This is a genomic window from Micromonospora sp. MGP-C2, from assembly GCF_057766525.1.
Map to the genome: position 1 here is coordinate 5927868 of NZ_JBYMEN010000002.1, position 19927 is coordinate 5947794.

General features: G+C 72.0%; 17 protein-coding genes. 8 read left to right on the top strand and 9 right to left on the bottom strand.

Translation table 11 applies throughout. The annotated features are described in order from the left end of the window. Positions 1-50: 50 nt before the first annotated feature. On the bottom strand, positions 51-1247 hold the full coding sequence (locus AC3CF1_RS27285; RefSeq protein ID WP_435794892.1) for a hypothetical protein: 1197 nt from the start codon (positions 1245-1247) through the stop codon (positions 51-53). A gap of 155 nt (positions 1248-1402) precedes the next feature. Between AC3CF1_RS27285 and AC3CF1_RS27290 the strand changes: the two genes are divergently transcribed. Next, positions 1403-3436 (top strand): DUF6311 domain-containing protein, encoded by a 2034-nt coding sequence (locus tag AC3CF1_RS27290; protein WP_435794891.1) that lies wholly within the window; start codon positions 1403-1405, stop codon positions 3434-3436. Continuing rightward, the gene (locus AC3CF1_RS27295) at positions 3436-5238 is read left to right on the top strand and encodes a DUF6311 domain-containing protein (protein WP_488451572.1); all 1803 of its coding nucleotides are present in this window, start codon (positions 3436-3438) and stop codon (positions 5236-5238) included. The genes AC3CF1_RS27290 and AC3CF1_RS27295 overlap by 1 nt, the downstream gene beginning before the upstream one ends. Here AC3CF1_RS27295 and AC3CF1_RS27300 read toward each other — a convergent pair whose 3' ends face one another. Next, positions 5239-7128 carry a DUF6311 domain-containing protein gene (locus AC3CF1_RS27300; RefSeq protein ID WP_488452137.1) on the bottom strand — a complete coding sequence of 630 codons (1890 nt, stop codon included), beginning with the start codon at positions 7126-7128 and terminating at the stop codon, positions 5239-5241. Positions 7129-7254: 126 nt separating this feature from the next. Between AC3CF1_RS27300 and AC3CF1_RS27305 the strand changes: the two genes are divergently transcribed. Both AC3CF1_RS27305 and AC3CF1_RS27310 read left to right on the top strand, forming a co-directional pair. Beyond that, positions 7255-8535 carry an outer membrane protein assembly factor BamB family protein gene (locus AC3CF1_RS27305; protein ID WP_354983905.1) on the top strand — a complete coding sequence of 427 codons (1281 nt, stop codon included), beginning with the start codon at positions 7255-7257 and terminating at the stop codon, positions 8533-8535. Next, the gene (locus AC3CF1_RS27310; RefSeq protein WP_488451573.1) at positions 8532-9815 is read left to right on the top strand and encodes an outer membrane protein assembly factor BamB family protein; all 1284 of its coding nucleotides are present in this window, start codon (positions 8532-8534) and stop codon (positions 9813-9815) included. Before AC3CF1_RS27305 ends, AC3CF1_RS27310 begins: the two co-directional genes overlap by 4 nt. On the opposite strand, the gene AC3CF1_RS27315 is transcribed toward AC3CF1_RS27310, so the two are convergent. After that, on the bottom strand, positions 9816-10964 hold the full coding sequence (locus tag AC3CF1_RS27315; RefSeq protein ID WP_355160428.1) for a C39 family peptidase: 1149 nt from the start codon (positions 10962-10964) through the stop codon (positions 9816-9818). A gap of 142 nt (positions 10965-11106) precedes the next feature. Here AC3CF1_RS27315 and AC3CF1_RS27320 point away from each other — a divergent pair, with 142 nt between their 5' ends. From AC3CF1_RS27320 to AC3CF1_RS27335, 4 genes are all read left to right on the top strand, one after another. After that, positions 11107-11775 (top strand): response regulator transcription factor, encoded by a 669-nt coding sequence (locus tag AC3CF1_RS27320; protein ID WP_088951539.1) that lies wholly within the window; start codon positions 11107-11109, stop codon positions 11773-11775. Continuing rightward, the gene (locus AC3CF1_RS27325) at positions 11772-12947 is read left to right on the top strand and encodes a sensor histidine kinase (RefSeq protein ID WP_088946821.1); all 1176 of its coding nucleotides are present in this window, start codon (positions 11772-11774) and stop codon (positions 12945-12947) included. The genes AC3CF1_RS27320 and AC3CF1_RS27325 overlap by 4 nt, the downstream gene beginning before the upstream one ends. A 159-nt stretch (positions 12948-13106) precedes the next feature. Beyond that, positions 13107-13514 (top strand): VOC family protein, encoded by a 408-nt coding sequence (locus tag AC3CF1_RS27330; RefSeq protein WP_088946822.1) that lies wholly within the window; start codon positions 13107-13109, stop codon positions 13512-13514. After that, positions 13511-13930, top strand: coding sequence for a VOC family protein (locus AC3CF1_RS27335; protein ID WP_088946823.1), 420 nt, complete (start codon positions 13511-13513; stop codon positions 13928-13930). Before AC3CF1_RS27330 ends, AC3CF1_RS27335 begins: the two co-directional genes overlap by 4 nt. A gap of 117 nt (positions 13931-14047) precedes the next feature. On the opposite strand, the gene AC3CF1_RS27340 is transcribed toward AC3CF1_RS27335, so the two are convergent. From AC3CF1_RS27340 to AC3CF1_RS27365, 6 genes are all read right to left on the bottom strand, one after another. Further along, the gene (locus AC3CF1_RS27340; RefSeq protein ID WP_354983902.1) at positions 14048-14674 is read right to left on the bottom strand and encodes a dihydrofolate reductase family protein; all 627 of its coding nucleotides are present in this window, start codon (positions 14672-14674) and stop codon (positions 14048-14050) included. Next, positions 14671-15147: an SRPBCC domain-containing protein gene (locus AC3CF1_RS27345; protein WP_354983901.1), complete on the bottom strand. Its 477-nt coding sequence runs from the start codon at positions 15145-15147 to the stop codon at positions 14671-14673. The genes AC3CF1_RS27340 and AC3CF1_RS27345 overlap by 4 nt, the downstream gene beginning before the upstream one ends. Continuing rightward, positions 15144-15482 (bottom strand): ArsR/SmtB family transcription factor, encoded by a 339-nt coding sequence (locus tag AC3CF1_RS27350; protein WP_179782715.1) that lies wholly within the window; start codon positions 15480-15482, stop codon positions 15144-15146. The genes AC3CF1_RS27345 and AC3CF1_RS27350 overlap by 4 nt, the downstream gene beginning before the upstream one ends. Before the next feature lie 132 nt (positions 15483-15614). Beyond that, positions 15615-16385 carry a hypothetical protein gene (locus AC3CF1_RS27355; protein WP_354983900.1) on the bottom strand — a complete coding sequence of 257 codons (771 nt, stop codon included), beginning with the start codon at positions 16383-16385 and terminating at the stop codon, positions 15615-15617. A 171-nt stretch (positions 16386-16556) separates the two neighbouring features. Beyond that, entirely contained in the window at positions 16557-18626 is a 2070-nt protein-coding gene (locus AC3CF1_RS27360) for a 3-hydroxyacyl-CoA dehydrogenase NAD-binding domain-containing protein (protein ID WP_355160425.1), read from the bottom strand. After that, positions 18623-19819, bottom strand: a complete 1197-nt coding sequence (locus AC3CF1_RS27365; RefSeq protein ID WP_088946829.1) for a thiolase family protein — start codon at positions 19817-19819, stop codon at positions 18623-18625. Before AC3CF1_RS27365 ends, AC3CF1_RS27360 begins: the two co-directional genes overlap by 4 nt. Positions 19820-19927 lie beyond the last annotated feature (108 nt).

Sequence of the window (19927 nt, forward strand, 5' to 3'; positions counted from 1 at the left end):
GCGGGCGCCCCTCCCGAGGGACGCCCGCCGTCGTCGTTCGCACGAGCGGGTCAGTTGGTTGGCTTCACCGAGCGGTAGTGGGTCTTGTCGGTGTTGGCGAGGCTGTAGGTCTGGGAACGGGACGGGCCGGGGATGACCGCCAGGCCGGGGCGCTCGACCAGCAGGGGAGTGCCCGGCGGAACGGACAGGGAGCTGTCCCGGGTGGCTCGCCAGCTCAGCACCACGAGCGGCTGACCGGGCACCGGCAACTGGTACGCCTGCAACGGGGTGGCCCGGTCGGCGGGTGAGACGACGGGCGCGCTGCCGTCGGCCGGTCGGTAGACCACAGCGGTCATCGCGCCGGCGTCGGTGTCCCAGCTGAGCTGCTGCAACTCGGCTGCCTCACCACCGCCGAGGGCGACCTCGCCGAGCGAGCGGACGGTGAGTTTCGCCATCGGCCAGGACGTCGGCACCGAGCGCGGCGCGTCCCGGTCCCCGATCCGGCGGGGGATGCTGCCGAACGGGCCCCGGTCACCGCCCAGCACGCAGGTGTCCAGCCCGGTGAGCGCCTTCCGGCCGGTGCCGGACTCGTCGCGTACCAGTGGATAGCGCGGGTCGACGGTGCCGGTGCCCAGGTCGAGCAGCCGGTCAGCGGCCCGCCCGCGGGGCAGCGACTCGGTGGTCCGCAGGGTCGCTGTCACTCCGACCGCCGTGCAGGACGGCACGTCGACCGGCGCGCTGAGGCCGTCCGTGACGGGCAACGTCCGATCCTGTGGCCCGACCAGCGTCTGCACCCGCGCCGAGACCAGGTAGCGGCGGCCGGCGGCGGTCTGCACCGGCAGCACGTCGGAGTAGACGAGGTAGCCCGGGTCGGTGTACTCGGTGGCGCGGGTCACCGCGTACCGGTCGCCGTCGCGGGTGAGTTGCAGCAGCCAGGAGGCGCTCTCGCCGGGCACGTCGGCGGCCACGAGTGCCACCGGCGCGCCGTCGACCCGGCCGGAGAAGAGGATGCCGGACGAGGGCAGGTGCGCGCGGTCATCGGCCGGTGACCGCCAGTCGCGGACCGTCCTGGTGACCGCTGCCGTCACCGTGGAGTCCCCCGAGAGGTCGCCCCGGGGCGGCCACACGGCCAACGCGCCGTCCAGGCTGTCGTAGCCGACCCGTAGATCCTGCGGCTTCCTCTCGGCCACCGGACCGCAGGCCGTGGCGGCCAGCAGCGCGCTGAGCAGGACGGGAAGCGCCCTGCCGTACCGACGGCCTGGAGTCACCTGGTCCGCCCCCGATCGCCTCGCCGTCGCTGTCGGAAAGCGCCATAGTACGAGATGTCCGGTGCGGGACCCCAGGTGGTCGCCGTCAGACCCACCACAATGGACGTCACCGGGGCTTTAGTGCGTTTTCGTTGCTCCGGTAGACTCCGCCGACTGTGACGCCTGCCGAGTCCCGCGCCCTGCCCGCGCCGCACCCGGAGGCCGCAACCGGCCCCGACGAGATGGTGAGCTACCGCACACCGGGCGGCCTCTTCGCCGCCACCGCCCCCACCGAAGCACCGGCCGAGCCCGAAACACCGACGGACCCGGACACGCCGTCAGGGCCCGCGACGCCATCAGGGCCCGCAACGCCGTCCGAGCCCGCAACGCCAGCGGCCCCGCACGCGCCGGCGGAGGACGTGGCGGTGGCCGACGGCGCGGAGGTCGTACCGACGCGGGCGCGGTGGCGTCGCTGGACCCGGCGACGGCAACACCTCGCGGTGGGTGGCCTGTTCCTGCTCGCCGCGCTCTGGGTGACCAGTCGGATCTGGCTGGACCCGTCCGGTCGGGTGGCCTCGCTCTACACCGGTGACCCGGCCCAGGTGCAGTTCTTCCTCGCCCACTCGGTACGCGTGGTGCTGCACGGCGAGTACCCGTTCTACACCGAGCAGTTCAACTACCCCGACGGCGTCAACCTGATGGCCAACACGGCCGTGCTGGCGCTGGGCATCCCGATGGTCCCGGTGACGCTGCTCTTCGGGCCGGCGGTCTCCTTCGTGGTGCTGGTGACGCTCGGCCTCGCCGGCACCGCCATGGCCTGGTACCTCATGCTCTCCCGCCACCTGGTGCGTACTCCGCTGGCGGCGGCGGTCGGCGGCTGGTTCTGCGGCTTCTCGCCCGCGATGCTGTCGCACGCCAGTTGGCACCCGAACATCATCAGCCAGTTCCTGCTGCCGTTCATCGTCTGGCGGGTGCTGGTGCTCACCCGGTCCCGTCGGCCGGTCCGGGACGGGGCGCTGCTCGCCCTGCTGGTCACCGCGCAGGCGTTCATCAACGAGGAGATCCTGCTCTTCACGGCGCTGGCCTGCGGAGTGTTCCTGCTGGCCGTGCTCGCGCAGGAACCCGCCCGCTGGTCGGCGGCCTGGCGACCGCTCGGCATCGGCGTGGTGACCTGCGCGCTGCTGGCCGGGGCGCTGCTGGCGTACCCCCTGTACGTGCAGTTCGCCGGGCCGATGGCCTACCACGGGCTCAGCGATGCGGTGAAGGACTACGGCAACGACATCGCCGCCTTCTTCGCCCCCGGCTCGCCCACCCTCGGCGGCAACCAGCGAGCCAACATCAACCTGGCGCCGAACTACTCGGAGGAGAACGCGTTCTTCGGCTGGAGCCTGTCCATGCTCGCCATCGGCATCGTGGTCTGGCTGCGCCGGGAGCTGATCGTCCGGGCGCTCGCGGTGACCGGCCTGTTCTTCGCCGTCCTGTCGCTCGGTGAGCGGGTCTCCTGGTGGGACCGTGAGCTGGTCAGCGGGCCGTGGCAGTTGCTGGTCCACCTGCCGTTGCTGGACGCGGTGGTGCCGACCCGGTTCGGTCTGATCACCAGTGTGGTGATCGGTCTGCTGCTCGCGCTCGCCGTCGAGCGGGCCTGGGCGTTGCGACCGGCCGACCGGCGCACCGTGCGGACGCTCACCGCGGCGGGGCTGGCGTTCGCGCTGCTGCCGATCGCTCCGATGCCGCTGCGGATGGTCTCCCGACCGCCGGTGCCGGACTTCATCACGGCCGACCGCTGGCGGGCGTACGTCGGGCCGGACCAGACGCTGGTGCCGATCCCGGTGCCCAGTATGGGTAACACGCACGGGATGCGCTGGGCGGCGACCACCAACCTCGACTTCAAGATCCCCGGCGGTTACTTCCTCGCCCCGCGCAACGGCAACACCGGTGACGCGGGTCGGTTCGGTGGCCGACCCAGCGGGGTGGGTCAGATGCTGGAGGAGGTGGCGACCACCGGGCGGATGCCGAAGCTCGACGACCGGCAACGCCGCCGCTTCGCCGACGAGCTGCGTCACTGGCGGGCCGCGATCCTGGTGCTGCCGCTCCGTCAGCAGAACGCCGAGCCGTTGCGGCGTACCGTCGAGGACCTGGTCGGCCCCGGCCGCCAGGAGCTGGACGTCTGGGTGTGGGACGTCCGGGCGCTGACCGACCGTTCGGTCTGATGACCACCGGGACGACGTCCCCGGCCACCTCGCCCCTGGCGGTGGTGCCGACGTCCCGTCCGGTCTGGCTGCGGGACCTGCTGGTGGTGGTCGGCTATCTGGGCCTGGCCGCGGTGCTGACCAGCGCCCAGTGGGGCCAGCCGGGGCGGCTGTTCCACCAGGCGGGCGACCAGATCCTCTTCGAGTGGATGCTGGCCCACGCGGCGCACGCCGTGGTTGCGGGGGACAACCCCCTCCACAGTGCCGGGTTGAACGCGCCCGACGGGGTCAACCTGATGGCGAACACCTCGGTGCTCGGCCTGGGTGTCCCGTTGACCCCGGTCACCCTGCTCCTCGGCTCGCAGGTGGCGTTCTGCGTGGCGGTCGTCTGCTGCCTCGCCGGCACGGCCGCCGCCTGGTACGCGCTGCTGCGCCGTCGGCTGGTCACCACCCGTTCCGCCGCCGCGGTCGGTGGGCTGATCTGCGGCTTCGCCCCGGGAATGATCGCCCAGGCGGGCGCGCACCTGCACATCGCCGCGCAGTTCCTGGTGCCCCCGATCCTCGCCCTGGTGTTCCGGCCCGCCGTGGACCCGGCGCACCGGCTCGTCGGCGTGTGGCGGCCCGGCATCGTCCTCGGGCTGCTGCTGGTCTGGCAGGTCTTCATCGGTGAGGAGGTGCTGGTCTTCCTGGCGCTCGCGGCGGGGGTGTTCGCGCTGGGCTACGCGCTGGCCGACCGGGTGGCCGCCCGGCAGCTCGCCCCGGCCCTCCTCGGCCGGCTGGCGGTGGCGGCCGGGGTGGCGGCGGTGCCGCTGGCATACCCGCTGTGGTTCCAGTTCCACGGCCCGCAGCACTACTCCGGGATGGCGTTCGCCACGCACGCCTTCCAGTTGGACGCCGCGTCGTTCACCGCGTCGGCCCGGCAGACCGTGCTCGGCGACGACTGGCTGCCGGGCCTGCTCGCGCCGAACCCGACCGAGGAGAACTCCTTCTTCGGCCCGGGGCTGCTGGTGCTCGCCGTGGTGATCGTGATCTGGCTGTGGCGACGGCCGCTGGTCCGCGCGCTGGCCGGCTGTGGGCTGGTGTTCGCGCTGCTCTCCCTCGGCACCGAGCTGCGGGTCGACGGCACCGCCACCGGCATTCCGGGGCCGTATCGGCTGGTCGCCGGGCTGCCCCTGCTCGACCTCGCGGTGCCGGCCCGGTTCGCGCTGGTCTGCGTACCGGTGCTGGGTGTGCTGGTGGCGCTCTCCCTGGACCGGGTGCGGGCGGCGCGTCGGCTGTCGGCCGCACCCGGGCTGCCGGTGCGGCTGCTCTGGGCCGGCGCGGTGGCCGCCGCGTTGCTGCCGCTGGTCCCGACGCCGATCCGGGTGGTGCCGGTCACGCCGGTGCCGGGGTTCGTCGCCGACGGCGGGTGGCGTCCGCTGGTGCCGCCCGGCCGGACGGTGGTCGCCGTACCGCCGGTCACCGGCGCGGCGCAGAGCCCCGCGATGCTCTGGTCCGCCCGTACCGGTCTGGCGTTTCCCACGCCGGGCGGTTACTTCATCGGCCCGAGCGGCCCGGACGACCCGGCGGCCCGCTGGGGCGCGCCGGATCGGCCCACGTCGGTGCTGCTGCGGCGGGTCGCCGAGACCGGCACGGCGCCGGTGCTCACCGACGCCGACCGCCGCCAGGCCGTCGAGGACCTGCGGCACTGGCGGGCCGCCGTGGTGGTGCTCGGCCAGTTGACCAACGGCGAACCGGTCCGTCGGACCGTCGACGGCCTGCTCGGGCCGGGCCGCCAGGTCGACGGCGGGTGGATGTGGGACGTCCGGAACCAGGCCGACTGATCAGCTCACCAGGGCGCGGACGTCCCAGACCCAGACGTCGTCGACCCGCTGGGGCGGCCCGATCAGGCCGGTGATCAGCTCACGCAGCACCGCCTCGCGGGGATGCGCCCCCAGCACCACCACCGACGCCTGCCAGAACCGCAGATCCTCGACGGCCTGGCGGCGGTTCTCGTCGGTGAGCACCGGGACCGCGCCGGCGTCCATCGTGGAGTAGATGAGGGTGCTGGTGGGCCGGTTCGGCGCGCCGAAGACACCCTCGCCCAGCTCGTTCGGCCCGATGAAGTAGCCGCCCGGGACGGGGAACTCCTGCCTGGTCAGCGCACTCCACCGCAGCGTCGGCAGGCCGTGCACGTTGCTCGGGATCGGCACCGGCACCAGGGTTCGACCCGCCGGCACGTACGGCCGCCAGCCGCCCGCGCTGATGAAGTGCGGTGGCGGGTCGATCTGCTGGGCGGGCAGCGGCCGGGGAAAGAGCGGCAGAACGGCGAGGGCGACAGCCGCGTACCCCACCGGGCGCAGCCACCGGCGGCCCGCCGCGACCGGCGCGGGCGGGCTCGGCTCGTCGGACGTCGCCGGGGCCGCCTCCCCGACGCGCTGGGCCGGCACCCGCGGCTGGTCGGCCACCGGGCGCCCCTGGCGGTGCGCGGCGTCCCAGGTCAGCGCGAGCAGTACGCCCACCGCGGCGGCCACCACCAGCGTCAACCGGGTCGGCATCATCATCTCGACCAGCGGCAGGTCGTCCGGCACGTACGACCACGGGCCGCGTACACCGGTCTCGACGCCGTTGAACCGCACCCAGGGCCCGATCGACGCCACTGTGAAGACGACGATCAGCACGGCGGCGATCCGGGCCGGCAACGATCGGCGTACGAGCAGCACCAGGGCGACCACCGAGAGCAGCACCAGGGGCCAGCCGAACCAGGTGTTCTGCTCGGTCAACCCGATCGTCTTCTCGACGGCCGGATCACCGGCCCAGGTGTCCCGGGCGAAGGTGACGAAGGCGACCAGGTCCTCGCCCCAGTTGTGGAACACGCCACCCTGCAGGCCCCGGTAGGACTGCGGGCCGTTGAACTGGAACCAGATCGGGTAGGCGGCGAGCACCAGGGCCAGCCCGCCAGCGACGCCGAGCCCGGCCAGGAACGTGCCGGCGACGGCCCGGGTGGCCGTCGGGCGCTGCACGGCGTACGCCAGCACGACGACCAGGCAGGCCAGCGCGGTGAGCAGCAGCATCTCCTCGTTGATGAAGATCTGGTACGTCACCAGCGCCCCGAGCACCAACCCGTTGCGCCGCCACCGGCCGGGCTCGCCGAGGCGCAGCACCCGCACCACGATCAGCGGCAGCAGGAAGTTGGACACGAAGTTGGGCTGGCCGTTGGCGTGGTGGATGATTCCCGGCGCGAAGCCGAGGAACGCGCCGCCGACGAAGGCCGCCGCCCGGGAGCGCACCAGGTGGCGGGAGAGCATCCAGTAGCCGGTGCCGGCGGTGGCGGCCAGCGCCGCACCGAGGTAGAGCGCGTACATCACCTGCGGGCCGAGCAGCATGGTCAGCGGGGCCAGCGGCAGGGTCACCCCGAGCAGCGAGGTGTTGGCCATCATGTTCACCCCGTCCGGGGCGTTCTGCTGGGCCGTGAACAGCGGGTTCTCCAGGTGCCGCACCGAGTACGCGCCGTGCGCGAACAGCCACTCGAACCAGCTGTGGTCGGTGGGCAGGTGCGAGGAGACCCGGCCGGTGACGTCACCCCAGTAGTTGAGGCAGACGAAGACGCCCAGCAGGACATAGGCTCCGAGGGCCAACAGGTCGGCTCGGGCCGGGCGGCGTCGAGGCCGCCGTGTCGACTCGGCCTCGGCCGGGTCGGCGTCGGTCAGGGGATTCAGCGAAGGGTCTACCACCGGCACAGCCACGACGCGCCATCGTACAGGCGGGGTTCCGCCGCTTTTGCCGGCCCGGTGCGCTCACGGTCGGTTTGCCGGACGGTCACCCGTCGGTCAGCCTGAGTGGTGACGGAAGGACGATCGTTGTCGATCATCGAGCTGGGCGAGATCCGGGAGGAGCCGGCGTCGGCGCCTGCGGTCCGCCGCCCGCGCGCCGCCGGTCGCCCGCTGCGCAGCGCGGCGGTGCTGGTGCTCAGCCTGGTGGTGCTGGCCGGCGCCACGCCGTCACCGCAGCGAACGGTGAGCATCGTGCCGGCGTCGCCCACGGCCACGGCATACCTGGCCGGGGACGGCATCTTTGTCATCGACCCGCCGACACCCGACGGGGACCGCTACCTGACCGCCTACGCCCAGCCGGCACCATCCGGAACAGTCGTGCGGCGGCGGTGGCAGACGCCGCTGGTCCGCACCGGTGACTACCTGGACGTCCGGGTCGAGCGAGGGTTGGTGTTGACGATGGCGGTCAGCGCCCCGAACAGGGTGTTCCAGACCACCGCCTTCGACACCGTCACGGGCCGGCAACGCTGGCAGCATCCTGGTGCTCCCCAGCTGACAGCCAGCGGCGCTCTGCTGGTGACCGACGGCCGGGAGGACGGGTCGGGCGCGGTGAGCGGGGTCGAGCCCGACACCGGCCGGGTGCTCTGGTCGGTGTCGGTCCCGCCGGCCGCCAACCCGTCCTACCACCTCACTCCCGAGGGCCAGGTCGACCGGTTCGTGCTCCTGCAACCGACCGGCGAGGTGCAGTTGCACGACGCCAGCACCGGCCGCCTGCTGCGCAGCATCGACACACTGCCCGGTGACCGGTCGGCGTACCAGCGGGTGCAGGTCGTCGACGACCTGCTGCTGCTCGTCCCGCCCGGCAGCACCCGGCTGGTGAGCTACGGGCTGGCCGAGTTGGAACCACGATGGACGGCCGAGGTGACGCTGGTGTCGCATGTGGTCGACTGCGGCGCTCTGCTCTGTGCGGTACCGCAGACCGGCGGCCTCCAGGTGCTCGATCCCGCCACCGGCGCGGTGCGCTGGTCCGAACAGGGCCAGGACAACCTGGCCGACGTCCGGTACGGCCGGTTGCTGATGGCCAGGCCCGGCCAGGGGTACGAGGTGCGGGACGCGGCGACCGGGCAGGTAAGGACCGAGCTGGGCGCGTGGGGCCTGCTGCCGGTGCTCGGGCCGGACGATCCGCTGGTCGGCCTGCGCCAGGGGGCCGACGGCCGGATGGTCGTCGCCGAGTTGGACCTGGTGGCAGGTCAGGCGCGGATCCTCGACGTGCTCCGGGTCATCGCCGGCAGCTGCCAGGCGTCCCTGCCGGTCCTGCTCTGCCAGCGTGTCGACGGCGCGACCGCGTTGTGGCGGTTGACGCGGTGAGCGACTCGGTGATCGACCTCGGCGAGCTGCGGCACGGCACGGACCCGGAGCCGTTACCCCGCCCACCCCGCGCCGACGGCCGGCAGCTGCGCTGCGCGCTGGTCCTGCTCCTCGCGCTGGTCACGCTCGCTGCCTCCGCCGTGCCGCCACCCCGGCGGGCCCCGGTGACGCTGCCGACCCAGCCCGGGGCCGACGTCCTGGTCGACGGTGACCTCGTTCTGGTCATGGAGCCGACCAGCCCGGGGCGGCAGGGGCGGCTGGCCGCGTATCGGCTGCCCGGCGGCGAGCCGGTCTGGCAGGCGCCGCTGTCGGCGGAGGCGCGGTACTGGGGAATGACTCCGCTGGCCGGGATGATGCTGGTCACCGGGTACGAGATCGGCCCCGAGGGCCGGGAGACACGCACCGTCGCTCTGGACCGGGCGACCGGGGCGTACCGGTGGCAGCAGCCGGGCAGCGTCTTCGAGCTGACCGACGGCAACCTGCTGCTGCGTACCGGTGGCGAGACCCAGCCGTCCGGTCTGCGCGTGGTCGATCCGTGTTGCGGCACGGTGCGTTGGCAGCTGCCCGCCACCACCGCCGAGATCAACGTTCGGGACATCGGGCACGGAGTGGACCGGGTGGTGCTCAACCAGGTGGACGGACCGGTCGAGGTACGCGACGCGGTCACCGGCGCAGTGCTGGCCCGCGCCGACCTGCGCCCGCCCGACGGTGGTCCGATCAGAGTGGACCTGACGAAGGACCTGCTGCTGGCCATCGACAGAGGTTCCGGCACGGTCGCCGCGTACGGGCTGGACAAGCTCGACCAACGCTGGAGCCGCGCGGGTGTCAACGTGGACTTCGCGCTGGACTGTGGCCCTGTCCTGTGCGTGCGCACCGGCAACAACGAACTCCAGGCGATCGACACCGCAACCGGCGCGTTGCGCTGGCGCAACACCCGGTGGGGTTGGGCCTGGCCATACGACGGTCGCCTGCTGGTCAACGTGTTGAGCAGCGAAGACGGGCCGGAGCACTTCGTCGTGCTCGATCCGCTGACCGGGCGGGAGTTGGCCGACCTGGGCCGGTGGGACCTCTACCAACTCAGTCTCGGTGGTCGGCTGGTCGGCACACGACGGCATCCCGACGGAGGGGTGGTCGTCGGCGAGGTGGACGTCCGCGCCGGGAAGGTGCAGGTCCTGGACGTGCTGCCCCAGGCCATCGGCGAGTGTCAGGCGATGACCGGTCACCTGGTGTGCGGTGCCGCCCCGGCCGGCGCGTACCGGATCTGGGAGTTGCCGGACTGACTACCAGTTCGCCTGAGGGGGCGGTGGGGGCAGCGGCACCGACGGGGGCCGCAGCACGTACGCCACACCGCCGCTGCCGCTCTGCCAGACCGCCTCGAACCGCTGCCGGGGCACGGTACGGCGGACCGCGTCGTCGTCCGGGGCGTACGGGTCGTTGAGCACCGGGTCGCCGTCGACGGTGAAGCCGACCAGCACCATCAGGTGCCCTGCCGTGTCGTACCCGAGCCCCGGCACCTCGTCGGCCCGGAACGCGGCGGAGACGATCAGGGGGATGCCGGCCGCGATGAACGCCTCCGCCTCGACCAGCGACCGCAGCCGGGTGACGAACGCGTCCACCCCGTACCGGCCGGCGTACGCGGTGTTGAACGACCAGTTGCCCGCCCCGGCGTACGCGTGGTCGTAGCAGTGTCGGGCGGCGTGCACCACCACCGGACGTGGGCCGGGCGGCTCCACCCAGGCGTAGTGCTCCGGGGTCGGCTCGGCACCCCAGTGGGCGAGCACCATCGAGGTGCAGGTGGGGCTGCACCAGGAGTCGCCGCCGCCTCCCCACTGCGGGTACTGGCCGGCGTGCAGCCGCTGCGAGTAGCGGGGCACGTCCAGCACCCGGCCCCAGGCGGCGGACGAGGCGGGCTGCGCGTACCCCTGGTCGGTGCCCGTGGGACCGGTGGCGACCGCGCCGACGCTGCGCAGCACCGGGCCGGTCGGGCTTTCCGCCGGCCGGCACAGGGTGACCCGCGCCTGCCAACCGGTGACCGTCGCGCCGGTCACGATCAGGGTGTCGGTGTCGACCCGGGCGTCGCCGTCGCGCTGCCCGGGCACCGAGGTGCGTTCAACCGCCAGGTCGTCGGCCGCCCAGCGGGCCAACCGGTACCAGCCGGTGCTCGGCGCGTCATCGTGCCAGCCGCGCAGCTCGACCTCGATCCAGCAGCCGGCCGGGGTGTCGGCGGTCCAGGACGGCACCACCTCGCTGACGGGGAAGCCGACCCGCACCGGCGGCGACGTCCAGGTGCCCCGCTGGTTCACGCCGTCGAGGGCCAGCCCTCGACCGGTGGCGAGCAGGCCGTCGCCGTTGCCGGCCGTCGTGTCGGCCGGGAGGTGGAAACCCCGGTAGGCGATGTCCCGCCCGGTGGGTGGTGCCGCGATGGTCATGCCAGGTCCGTCCGTCCCTCGGTGCCGCGGGCCAGCATCGCGTACGCCGAGGTGGTCCGCAACGCCGACCGGTGCGGGCGGCGAGGGACGATGGTTGCCGACCGGCACTAGGTTGTCGGTGGTCAGCAGCGAGGAGGCCGGGATGCGGGTACTGGTGGTGGAGGACGAGCGCAACCTCGCCGACGCGATCGCGCGAGGGTTGCGCAAGCGGGGGATGGCCGTCGACGTGGCGTACGACGGCGACGCCGGCCACGAGGCGGCGTTCGTCACCCGGTACGACGTGGTGGTGCTCGACCGGGACCTGCCGGGTGTGCACGGTGACCAGATCTGCGCCGACCTGGCCGCCTCCGGCGCGCTGACCCGGGTGCTGATGCTCACCGCGAGTGGCACGGTGGCCGACCGGGTGGAGGGGTTGCAGCTCGGAGCGGACGACTACCTGCCCAAACCGTTCGCCTTCGACGAGCTGGTCGCCCGGGTGCAGGCGCTGGGCCGGCGGGCGACCCCGGCCGCGCCGCCGGTGCTCGAACTGGCCGACCTGGTGCTCGACCCGGCCCGTCGGGTGGCCACCCGCGCCGGCGTGCCCGTCGACCTCACCAACAAGGAGTTCGGGGTGCTCAGCGAGCTGCTCAAGGCTCGTGGCGCGGTGGTGTCCAGCGAGGAGCTGCTGGAACGGGTCTGGGACGCGAACACCGACCCGTTCACCACCATCGTCCGGGTCACCGTGATGACGCTGCGCAAGAAGCTCGGCGACCCGCCGCTGATCGAGACGGTGGTCGGAGCGGGTTACCGCACCGCCGAGGTTGGCGCATGAGCCGCCGGTTGCGGCCCACCCTGCGGTTGCGGCTGACCCTCCTCAACGGTGTGCTGCTGATCGGGGCCGGTGCGATCCTGGTGCTGCTGGCCTGGCTGCTGGTCCGTGACGCGCTGCGACCCACCGACGAGTTGCTGCCCGGCACGGTCGTGCTGCTGGCCGACGGCGAGTCGATGGACGCCGCCCAGTGGCAGCGGCAACTCGTCGACGCCGCCTCCGGAGAGTTGCTGGCCAAGGGCCTCGTCGCGCTGTTGGCGATCAGCGTCGTCGGGGTGGCCGGCGCGTACGCGGTGGCCGGGCGGGCGCTACGCCCACTGCACCAGGTCACCGCGACCGCCCAGCGGCTCGGCGAGGCGACCCTGGACCAGCGGATCGGCTACTCGGGCGCAGACGACGAGGTGGCCGAGCTGGCCAAGACGTTCGACGCCATGCTGGACCGGATCGCGTCCGCCTTCGAGGCGCAGAAGCGTTTCGTGGCCAACGCCTCGCACGAGCTGCGTACCCCGCTCGCCGTTATGCGCACCGAGATCGACGTGACGCTCAGCGACGACGACGCGGACGCCGCCGAGTACCGCCGGATGGCGACAGTGGTCCGTGACGCCTCGGAGCGGGCCAACGGCCTGGTGGACGCGCTGCTGGTGCTGGCCCGCAGCGAGGCCCAGGCCGGGCGGCAGTTGGGCCGGCGTACCGAGTGTGACCTCGCCGCCGGCACTGCCAACGCGCTGTCCGCGATGCGCCGGGAGGTGGAACGGATCGGGCTACGGGTCCAGACGTCACTGGAGTCCGCTCCGGTGGTCGGCGACCCGGGGCTGCTCGACCGGTTGGCCGGCAACCTCATCGAGAACGCGGTCCGCTACAACCACCTGCACGGCCGGCTCTGGGTGCGCACCGGCACCGACGGCGACCGGTCCTGGCTGGTGGTGGGCAACACCGGCTTCGAGGTGGACCAGGCCGACGTGCCGGGGCTGTTCGAGCCGTTCCGTCGCGGTGGCCGGGAACGGACCGGGGCCCGCGGCTCCGGCCTGGGGCTGTCCATCGTCCGGGCGGTCTGCACGGCGCACGGCGGCACCGTACGGGTGATCGCGCAGTCGGGTGGTGGTCTGGAGGTGACTGTCACCCTCCCCTCGGCGGACGCTCCGGCGGTCAACGGGTCGGTGCCCGGCCAGGGCTGAGGGGGTTGCGCGCGGCGTTCGGCCGGTGGCAAGATCACGGCGTCAGCCAGGAAGCGAAGGGGGGTGCGTCGATGTCCACCAATCATGACTCCGCACCCCGGGTGTGCGCCGGCTGACTCCCGGAAGCGGAGCGTCCCATCCCGTACGGAGGGAACACCCGTGTATCCACGGATCCGCAACATCAGTTTTGACTGTCACGACACGTACGCCCTGGCGGGCTTCTGGGCCGCCGTGCTCGGGTACGCCCGGCACTCCGAGGACGCCCCCGGTGACCCGGAGGCGGCCCTGCTGCCGCCGGACGACGCCACCCCGAACCTGTTCTTCCAAGAGGTGCCGGAGGAGAAGGTGACCAAGAACCGGCTCCACATCTGCCTGGAACCCGTCGACCGGACCAGAGATGAGGAGGTCGAGCGGGTGCTCGGCCTCGGTGCCACAGTGGTCGCCGACCGTCGGCGTGCCGACGGCACGGGTTGGGCGGTGCTCGCCGACCCCGAGGGCAACGAGTTCTGCGTGGTCCGCAGCGCTGGGGAACGTCTCGCCACTACCACCGTGGAGGACCAGCTGTGAGTTCGACGATCCACAACATCAGCATCGACTGTCACGACACGTACGCCCTGGCCGGCTTCTGGGCGCAGGTCTTCGACTGCCCCCGGCAGCCCGACGACTTCCCCGGTGACCCGGAGGCGATGCTCCTGCCGCCGGGCGGCCCGGAGGTGCTCTTCCTCGCCGTGCCCGAGGGCAAGACGGTGAAGAACCGGCTGCACCTGGACCTGCAACCCGCCGACCGGACCCGGGCCGAGGAGGTCGAGCGACTGCTCGGCATCGGCGCGACGCTCGTCGCCGACCACGTCGGCCCGACCGGCGGGGGTTGGGTGGTGCTGGCCGACCCGGAGGGCAACGAGTTCTGCGTGCTCGGCAACGCCGCTGAGCGGGCGGCCGCGGCGGCCGCGCGGGCCGCGGCAGCGGTTGCCGAACCGGCCTGACCGTCCACGGACGGCACGGGGCCCCGACCACCCTCAGGTGGCCGGGGCCCCACGCCACCCTGCTGGGGCAGGACTTGCCCGCAAGATTCAGGCGGTGGCCGTGTCGTAGCGCGGTGACTAGACGAAGTTCGTCACGCCCTCGTATTCCGCCACCGGGGCGGCGCCGACATGCTCGTACTCGAGCAGGAGCAGGCCGTTCGCGGTTGCGTCGTGGTGGACGAGTCGAAGGCCGGTGGCTGCGCTCGGGTGGTCGAGCAGCCGTCGTCCGGAACCGACCACGGTGGGGGCGACGACGAGTCGGAGGGTGTCGACGAGGCCGGCCGACAACAGGGCCCTGCCGAGCCGCGCGCTGCCGTGGATCTGGATCTCCCGTCCTGGCTGCGCCTTGAGCTCCCCGACGGTGTGGATCGGGTCACCGTGGAGCAGTGTCGTCGGGGGCCAACAACCCTCCGCCAGGGAGTTGGTCACGACGTACTTCGGTAGTGAGTTCATCCGTTCGGTGAACGGATCGTTCGGGTCGGTGATCTGCGGCCAGTCGCGAGCGAACGCCTCGTAGGTCCGCCGTCCGAGCAGCAGACCGTCGGCGAGACCCAACCAGTCAGAGGTGCGGCGGACGAAGGCCTCATCCAGGTAGGGCACGAGCCAGCCGCCGCGGGTGAAGCCGTCGCTCGGATCCTCGGTCGGCGAGCCGGGACCCTGGCTGACGCCGTCGAGAGTGACGAACTCGGTAAGGACGAGCTTCACGGCGCACCCTGGCTCTCGGCGACCCCGGCGAGTTGTTCGGTGACAGAGCCCCAGCCGTCCACAAAGCCGATCTTCTCGTGCAGGTCACGAGCGGCGGGATCACCGTGGCGGACGATGATCCGGTAGTCAGTACCGTCCGGATGATCTCTCATGGTGATCTCCGCGGTCATCGGGACCGGGGCAGGGTTCGTGGGCCGCCAGGCGCTGTCGATCACGTTTGTGAACACGATCCGCTCATGATCGTCGACGACGAGGAAGCACGCGTCGAGGTGTGGGACGAACTCCACCCCGTCATCGCTCAGTCGGGTCACCAGCGCTCCACCGGGCCGGACGTCCAGGCGGTCGACGCGGCACAGGGACGGCGCCGGGATCCACCACCTCGCGAAGCGGGACGGGTCGGTCCAGGCGCTCCACACGGCGGAGCGGGGGGCGCGGATGACCCGCGTCATGGTGAGGTCCAGGTCGGGATTCACTGCTGATCCTCCTGCTGATCGGTGACGAGGCGTTCGAGGCGATCCGTGCGCTCTTCCCAGATCCGGCGCTGCTCCGCGAGCCAGTCGTCGACGAGGGCGAGGCGCTCGCGGTTGAGCACGCAGGTGCGGACCCGGCCGGACTTGGTCGTGCGGATCAGCCCGTTCGATTCGAGCGTCTGCACGTGCTTCATGAACGAGGGAAGGGTCATCGGGAACTCGCGGGCGAGGTCACCGACGCTCGTCGGGCCGTGGCCGAGGCGTCGGATGACCCAGCGCCGGGTCGGGTCAGCGAGGGCGACGAACACGCCGTCGAGCTGCGCCGAATACTGTGCCATGTGGCTAAGTATTGCGGGAGATGACACTTAGCGCAAGGGCTAAGTATTTGCCAGGATGGGCAACCCGATGCTCGGCAGACACGGCACGGGGCCCCGACCACCCGAGGGTGGCCGGGGCCCCGTCGTCCACTGTCAGGAGCGCTGCTCGACCTGGCCCCGGATCGTGATGAACTCGGCCTTGGCCTGTTCGGCGGACTTGAAGTACGTGACCACCATGCCCAGGCTGCCCTTGTCGGCCCAGACGCAGACGCCCAGCGGCACGCTCTCCGCCTTGCCGTCGCCGCAGCTCGCCTCACCGCCGAGTGGGCCGGGATCGACGGCCACCATGTTGGTCACCGTCAGCTCGGTGGAGAGCCCGCTGATGGCTTCGTCCATCTCCTTCTTCGGGTCGGACATCAGGCCGGACGCGCCGGCGATCATGACGAGGTCCTGCTTGGTCGGGTCGCCGTAGAAGGCGCCGACCGTGCTGGTCTCGTTCTGCACCGACGACTTCATCTCGCGGACCAGCTGGTCGGCGGCCGTCTGGAGCTCCGCGTCGGTGACCTTCGGCCGGCCGGCGAGGGTGGCCGGCGCGACCACCCGGGTCTTGCTGGCGTCGACGACGTCGCCCACCTCGTCCTTGACCGCGAACCAGGTGATCACCGCGCCGCCGACGCAGAGCACCAGCACCACGGCCAGCACGATCAGCACGATCTTGCCGACCTTCGACTTCTTCGCCGGCTGCGGGGGACCGAGAAGGCTGGGGTCGCCGTACGGCTGACCCGGCTGCGCGGGCGGGAATCCCTGCTGCTGCGGCGGGGACCAGCCACCGGGCTGCTGCGGCTGGCCCGGCTGACCGGGCTGCTGCGGCGGGGTGGGGGAATCGTGCGGCGGGCCGTAAGGGTTGGCCGGCGGCTGGGACATTCAGTCAGCTCCAAGTTGGGGGTGCAAAGCGCGTGATCTTAACCCGCCGAGGACCCCGGCGTTGTCCCTGCACGGGCCCCTGCCAGCCGCCATGTGATCACAAACAGTCGCGGTGGCCGGATCGTCCACGAGGGACGCTCCGACCACCGCGACGGTGGTGCTGCGATCTCCTCAGGCCGGCAGGCTCGCCGCCCCGCGCGGCAGGAACCGCTGACCGGTGACCCGCTCGGACGTGCCGGTCCGGTCCAGGTATGGAGTGACCCCACCCAGGTGGAACGGCCAACCGGCGCCCAGGATCATGCACAGGTCGATGTCCTGCGCCTCGGCGACCACGCCCTCGTCCAGCATCAGCCGGATCTCCTGCGCGAGCGCGTCGAGCGCGTTCTGGCGCACCTGCTCGGCGGTCAGCGGCTGGTCACCGACGACGAGCAGCTTGGCCACCTCGTCGTTGACCTGGTCGTCGACCACGATCGGTTGGCCCGAGTCGGCGATCCGCTTGAGGTTCTCGCTGACACCGAACCGGTCCGGGTACGCGGCGTGCAGAGTGCCGCCCACGTGGTACGCGACGGCCGGACCGACCAGCTGGAGCAGGGCCAACGGGCGCATCGGCAGGCCCAGCGGGTCCAGTGCGCTGTTGGCCACGTCCAGCGGGGTGCCCTGGTCGACAGCGGCGAAGACGGTGCCCAGGAAGCGGGTGAGCAGCCGGTTCACCACGAACGCCGGAGCGTCCTTGACCAGCACGCTCGACTTCTTGAGCTGCTTGCCGACCGCGAACGCGGTGGCCAGCGTGACGTCGTCGGTGCGCTCGCCCCGGACGATCTCCAGCAGCGGCAGCACCGCCACCGGGTTGAAGAAGTGGAAGCCGACCACCCGCTCCGGGTGCTCCAGCTCGGCGGCCATCTCGGTGATCGACAGCGAACTGGTGTTGGTGGCGAGCACCGCCTCCGGGGAGACGATCTTCTCCAACTCGGCCCAGACCTGCTTCTTGACACCCAGGTCCTCGAAGACCGCCTCGATGACGAAGTCGGCGTCCGCGAAGGCGCTCTTGTCGACAGTGCCGCTGACCAGGCCGTACAACTTGGCGGCGGTGTTCTTGTCCATCCGGCCCTTGGTGACGGCCTTCTCGATCTGGGTGTGCACGTAGCCGACGCCCTTGTCCACCCGGGACTGGTCGAGGTCGGACATCACCACCGGCACCTGGAGGCGGCGGGCGAACAGCAGCGCCAACTGGCTGGCCATCAGGCCGGCGCCGACGATGCCGACCTTGGTGATCGTGCGGGCCAGGCCCTTGTCCGGCGCGCCGGCCGGCCGCTTGGCCCGCCGCTGCACCAGGTCGAAGGCGTACAGACCGCTGCGCAGTTCCTCGGAGAAGACCAGGTCCGCGAGGGCCTCGTCCTCGGCGGCGGTGCCGGCGGCGAAGTCGCCGTCCTTCGCCGTCTCCAGCAGGTCGAGCGCCTTGTACGCGGCCGGGACCGCGCCGTGCAGCCGCTGGTTCAGCGTCTCCCGGGCGAAGTAGAGCACGCCCGCCCACATGTCCTTGTCGACCTCGGGCCGGGTCACGGTGACCTGACCCCGGACCACCCCGGCGGCCCACTCCAGGGACCGCTCCAGGAAGTCGGCCGGCTCCAGCAGGATGTCAGCGATGCCCAGCTCGGCGGCCTGCTTCGGCTTGAGCATCTTGTTCTGCATCAGCGGGTTCTGGATGATCACCTGGGTGGCGGCGGGAATGCCGATCAGGTTCGGCAGCAGCTGGGTGCCGCCCCAGCCCGGTACCAGACCGAGGGAGACCTCGGGCAGAGCCAGAGCCGCCGCACCACCGGAGAGCGTCCGGTAGTGGCAGTGCAGCGCCAGCTCCAGGCCGCCGCCCATCGCCGCGCCGTTGACGAACGCGAAGGTGGGGACGGTGCTGTCCTTGAGCCGGGCGAAGACCCGGTGGCCCAGCCGGCCGATCTCCAGCGCCTGCGCGCGGTCGGCGAGCTGCGGCAGGCCGACGATGTCCGCGCCCACGCAGAAGATGTACGGCTTACCGGTCACCGCGATGAACGCCGGGTCGGCGGCGAGCGCGGCGGTGATCGCCTCGTCCAGGCTGGCCAGACCACCGGGGCCGAACGTGTTCGGCTTGGTGTGGTCGAAGCCGTTGTCCAGCGTGATCAGGGCGGCCGGACGGTCCAGCCCCGGCACGTTCACCTGGCGCAGCAGCGCCTTGGTGACGACCTCGTTGGTTGCGGCGAGCGCGCTCACTTGTTGCCCTCCGTCCAGTGCGGGTTCTCCCAGATGACCGTGCCGCCCATGCCGATGCCGATGCACATCGCCGTCACGCCGTAACGGACCTCGGGGTGCTCGGCGAACTGGCGGGCCAACTGGGTCATCAGGCGTACGCCGGAGGAGGCCAGCGGGTGACCGATGGCGATCGCGCCGCCCCACGGGTTGACCCGCGCGTCGTCGTCGGCGATGCCGAAGTGGTCGAGGAACGCGAGCACCTGCACGGCGAACGCCTCGTTCAGCTCGAACAGGCCGATGTCGTCGATGCTGAGCCCGGCCAGGCGCAGCGCCTTCTCCGTCGACGGGATCGGGCCGACGCCCATCACCTCCGGCTCCACACCGACGAAACCGAACGACACCAACCGCATGGCGATCGGCAGGCCCAGCTCACGGGCGGTGGCCTCGTCGGCGAGCAGGCTCGCGGTGGCGCCGTCGTTCAGGCCGGCCGCGTTGCCCGCGGTGACCTTGCCGTGTGGGCGGAACGGGGTCTTCAGGGTGGCGAGCTTCTCCAGTGAGGTGTCCCGTGGGGCTTCGTCCACTGTGGCCAGACCCCAGCCGCCCTCGGCGTCGCGGATCGACATCGGCACCAGGTCGTCCTGGAGCTTGCCGTTGGCGTACGCCTTGGCGGTCTTCTGCTGCGAGGCGAGCGCGAACGCGTCGGTGCGTGCCTTGGTGATGTGCGGGACCAGGTCGTGCAGGTTCTCCGCGGTGGAGCCCATGACCAGCGCGGACGGGTCGACCAGCTTCTCCGCGATGATGCGCGGGTTGGGGTCGACGCCCTCACCCATCGGGTGACGGCCCATGTGCTCGACGCCACCCGCGATGGCGATGTCGTACGCGCCAATCGCGATGCCGCTGGCCACGGTGGTCACCGCGGTCATCGCGCCGGCGCACATGCGGTCGATGGCGAAGCCGGGAACGGTCTTGGGCAGACCCGCCAGCAGCGCGGCGGTACGGCCGATGGTGAGGCCCTGGTCACCGATCTGGGTGGTGGCCGCGATGGCGACCTCCTCGACCCGCTCCGGGGGCAGCTGCGGGTTGCGGCGCAGCAGCTCACGGATGCAGCGGATCACCAGATCGTCGGCGCGGGTGTTGGCGTACATGCCACCCGCCTTGCCGAACGGGGTACGGACGCCATCGACGAAGACGACATCCCGAACTTCACGGGGCACTTGAGCCTCCTATTCGACCATGATCCGGCTTTCGCGCCGAGCGGCGCTGCGGACTGAACCAAGGGTCGCCGACACGGGCAGGTTCCCCCGAAATGCTACTCGCCAGTA

What these genes read in the sequence shown, in the direction of transcription:
- AC3CF1_RS27325 (WP_088946821.1), top strand. Translation starts at nt 11,772, where the DNA reads ATGAGCCGCCGGTTGCGGCCCACCCTGCGGTTGCGGCTGACCCTCCTC.
- AC3CF1_RS27320 (WP_088951539.1), top strand. Translation starts at nt 11,107, where the DNA reads ATGCGGGTACTGGTGGTGGAGGACGAGCGCAACCTCGCCGACGCGATC.
- AC3CF1_RS27355 (WP_354983900.1), bottom strand. Translation starts at nt 16,385, where the DNA reads ATGTCCCAGCCGCCGGCCAACCCTTACGGCCCGCCGCACGATTCCCCC.
- AC3CF1_RS27295 (WP_488451572.1), top strand. Translation starts at nt 3,436, where the DNA reads ATGACCACCGGGACGACGTCCCCGGCCACCTCGCCCCTGGCGGTGGTG.
- AC3CF1_RS27315 (WP_355160428.1), bottom strand. Translation starts at nt 10,964, where the DNA reads ATGACCATCGCGGCACCACCCACCGGGCGGGACATCGCCTACCGGGGT.
- AC3CF1_RS27350 (WP_179782715.1), bottom strand. Translation starts at nt 15,482, where the DNA reads ATGGCACAGTATTCGGCGCAGCTCGACGGCGTGTTCGTCGCCCTCGCT.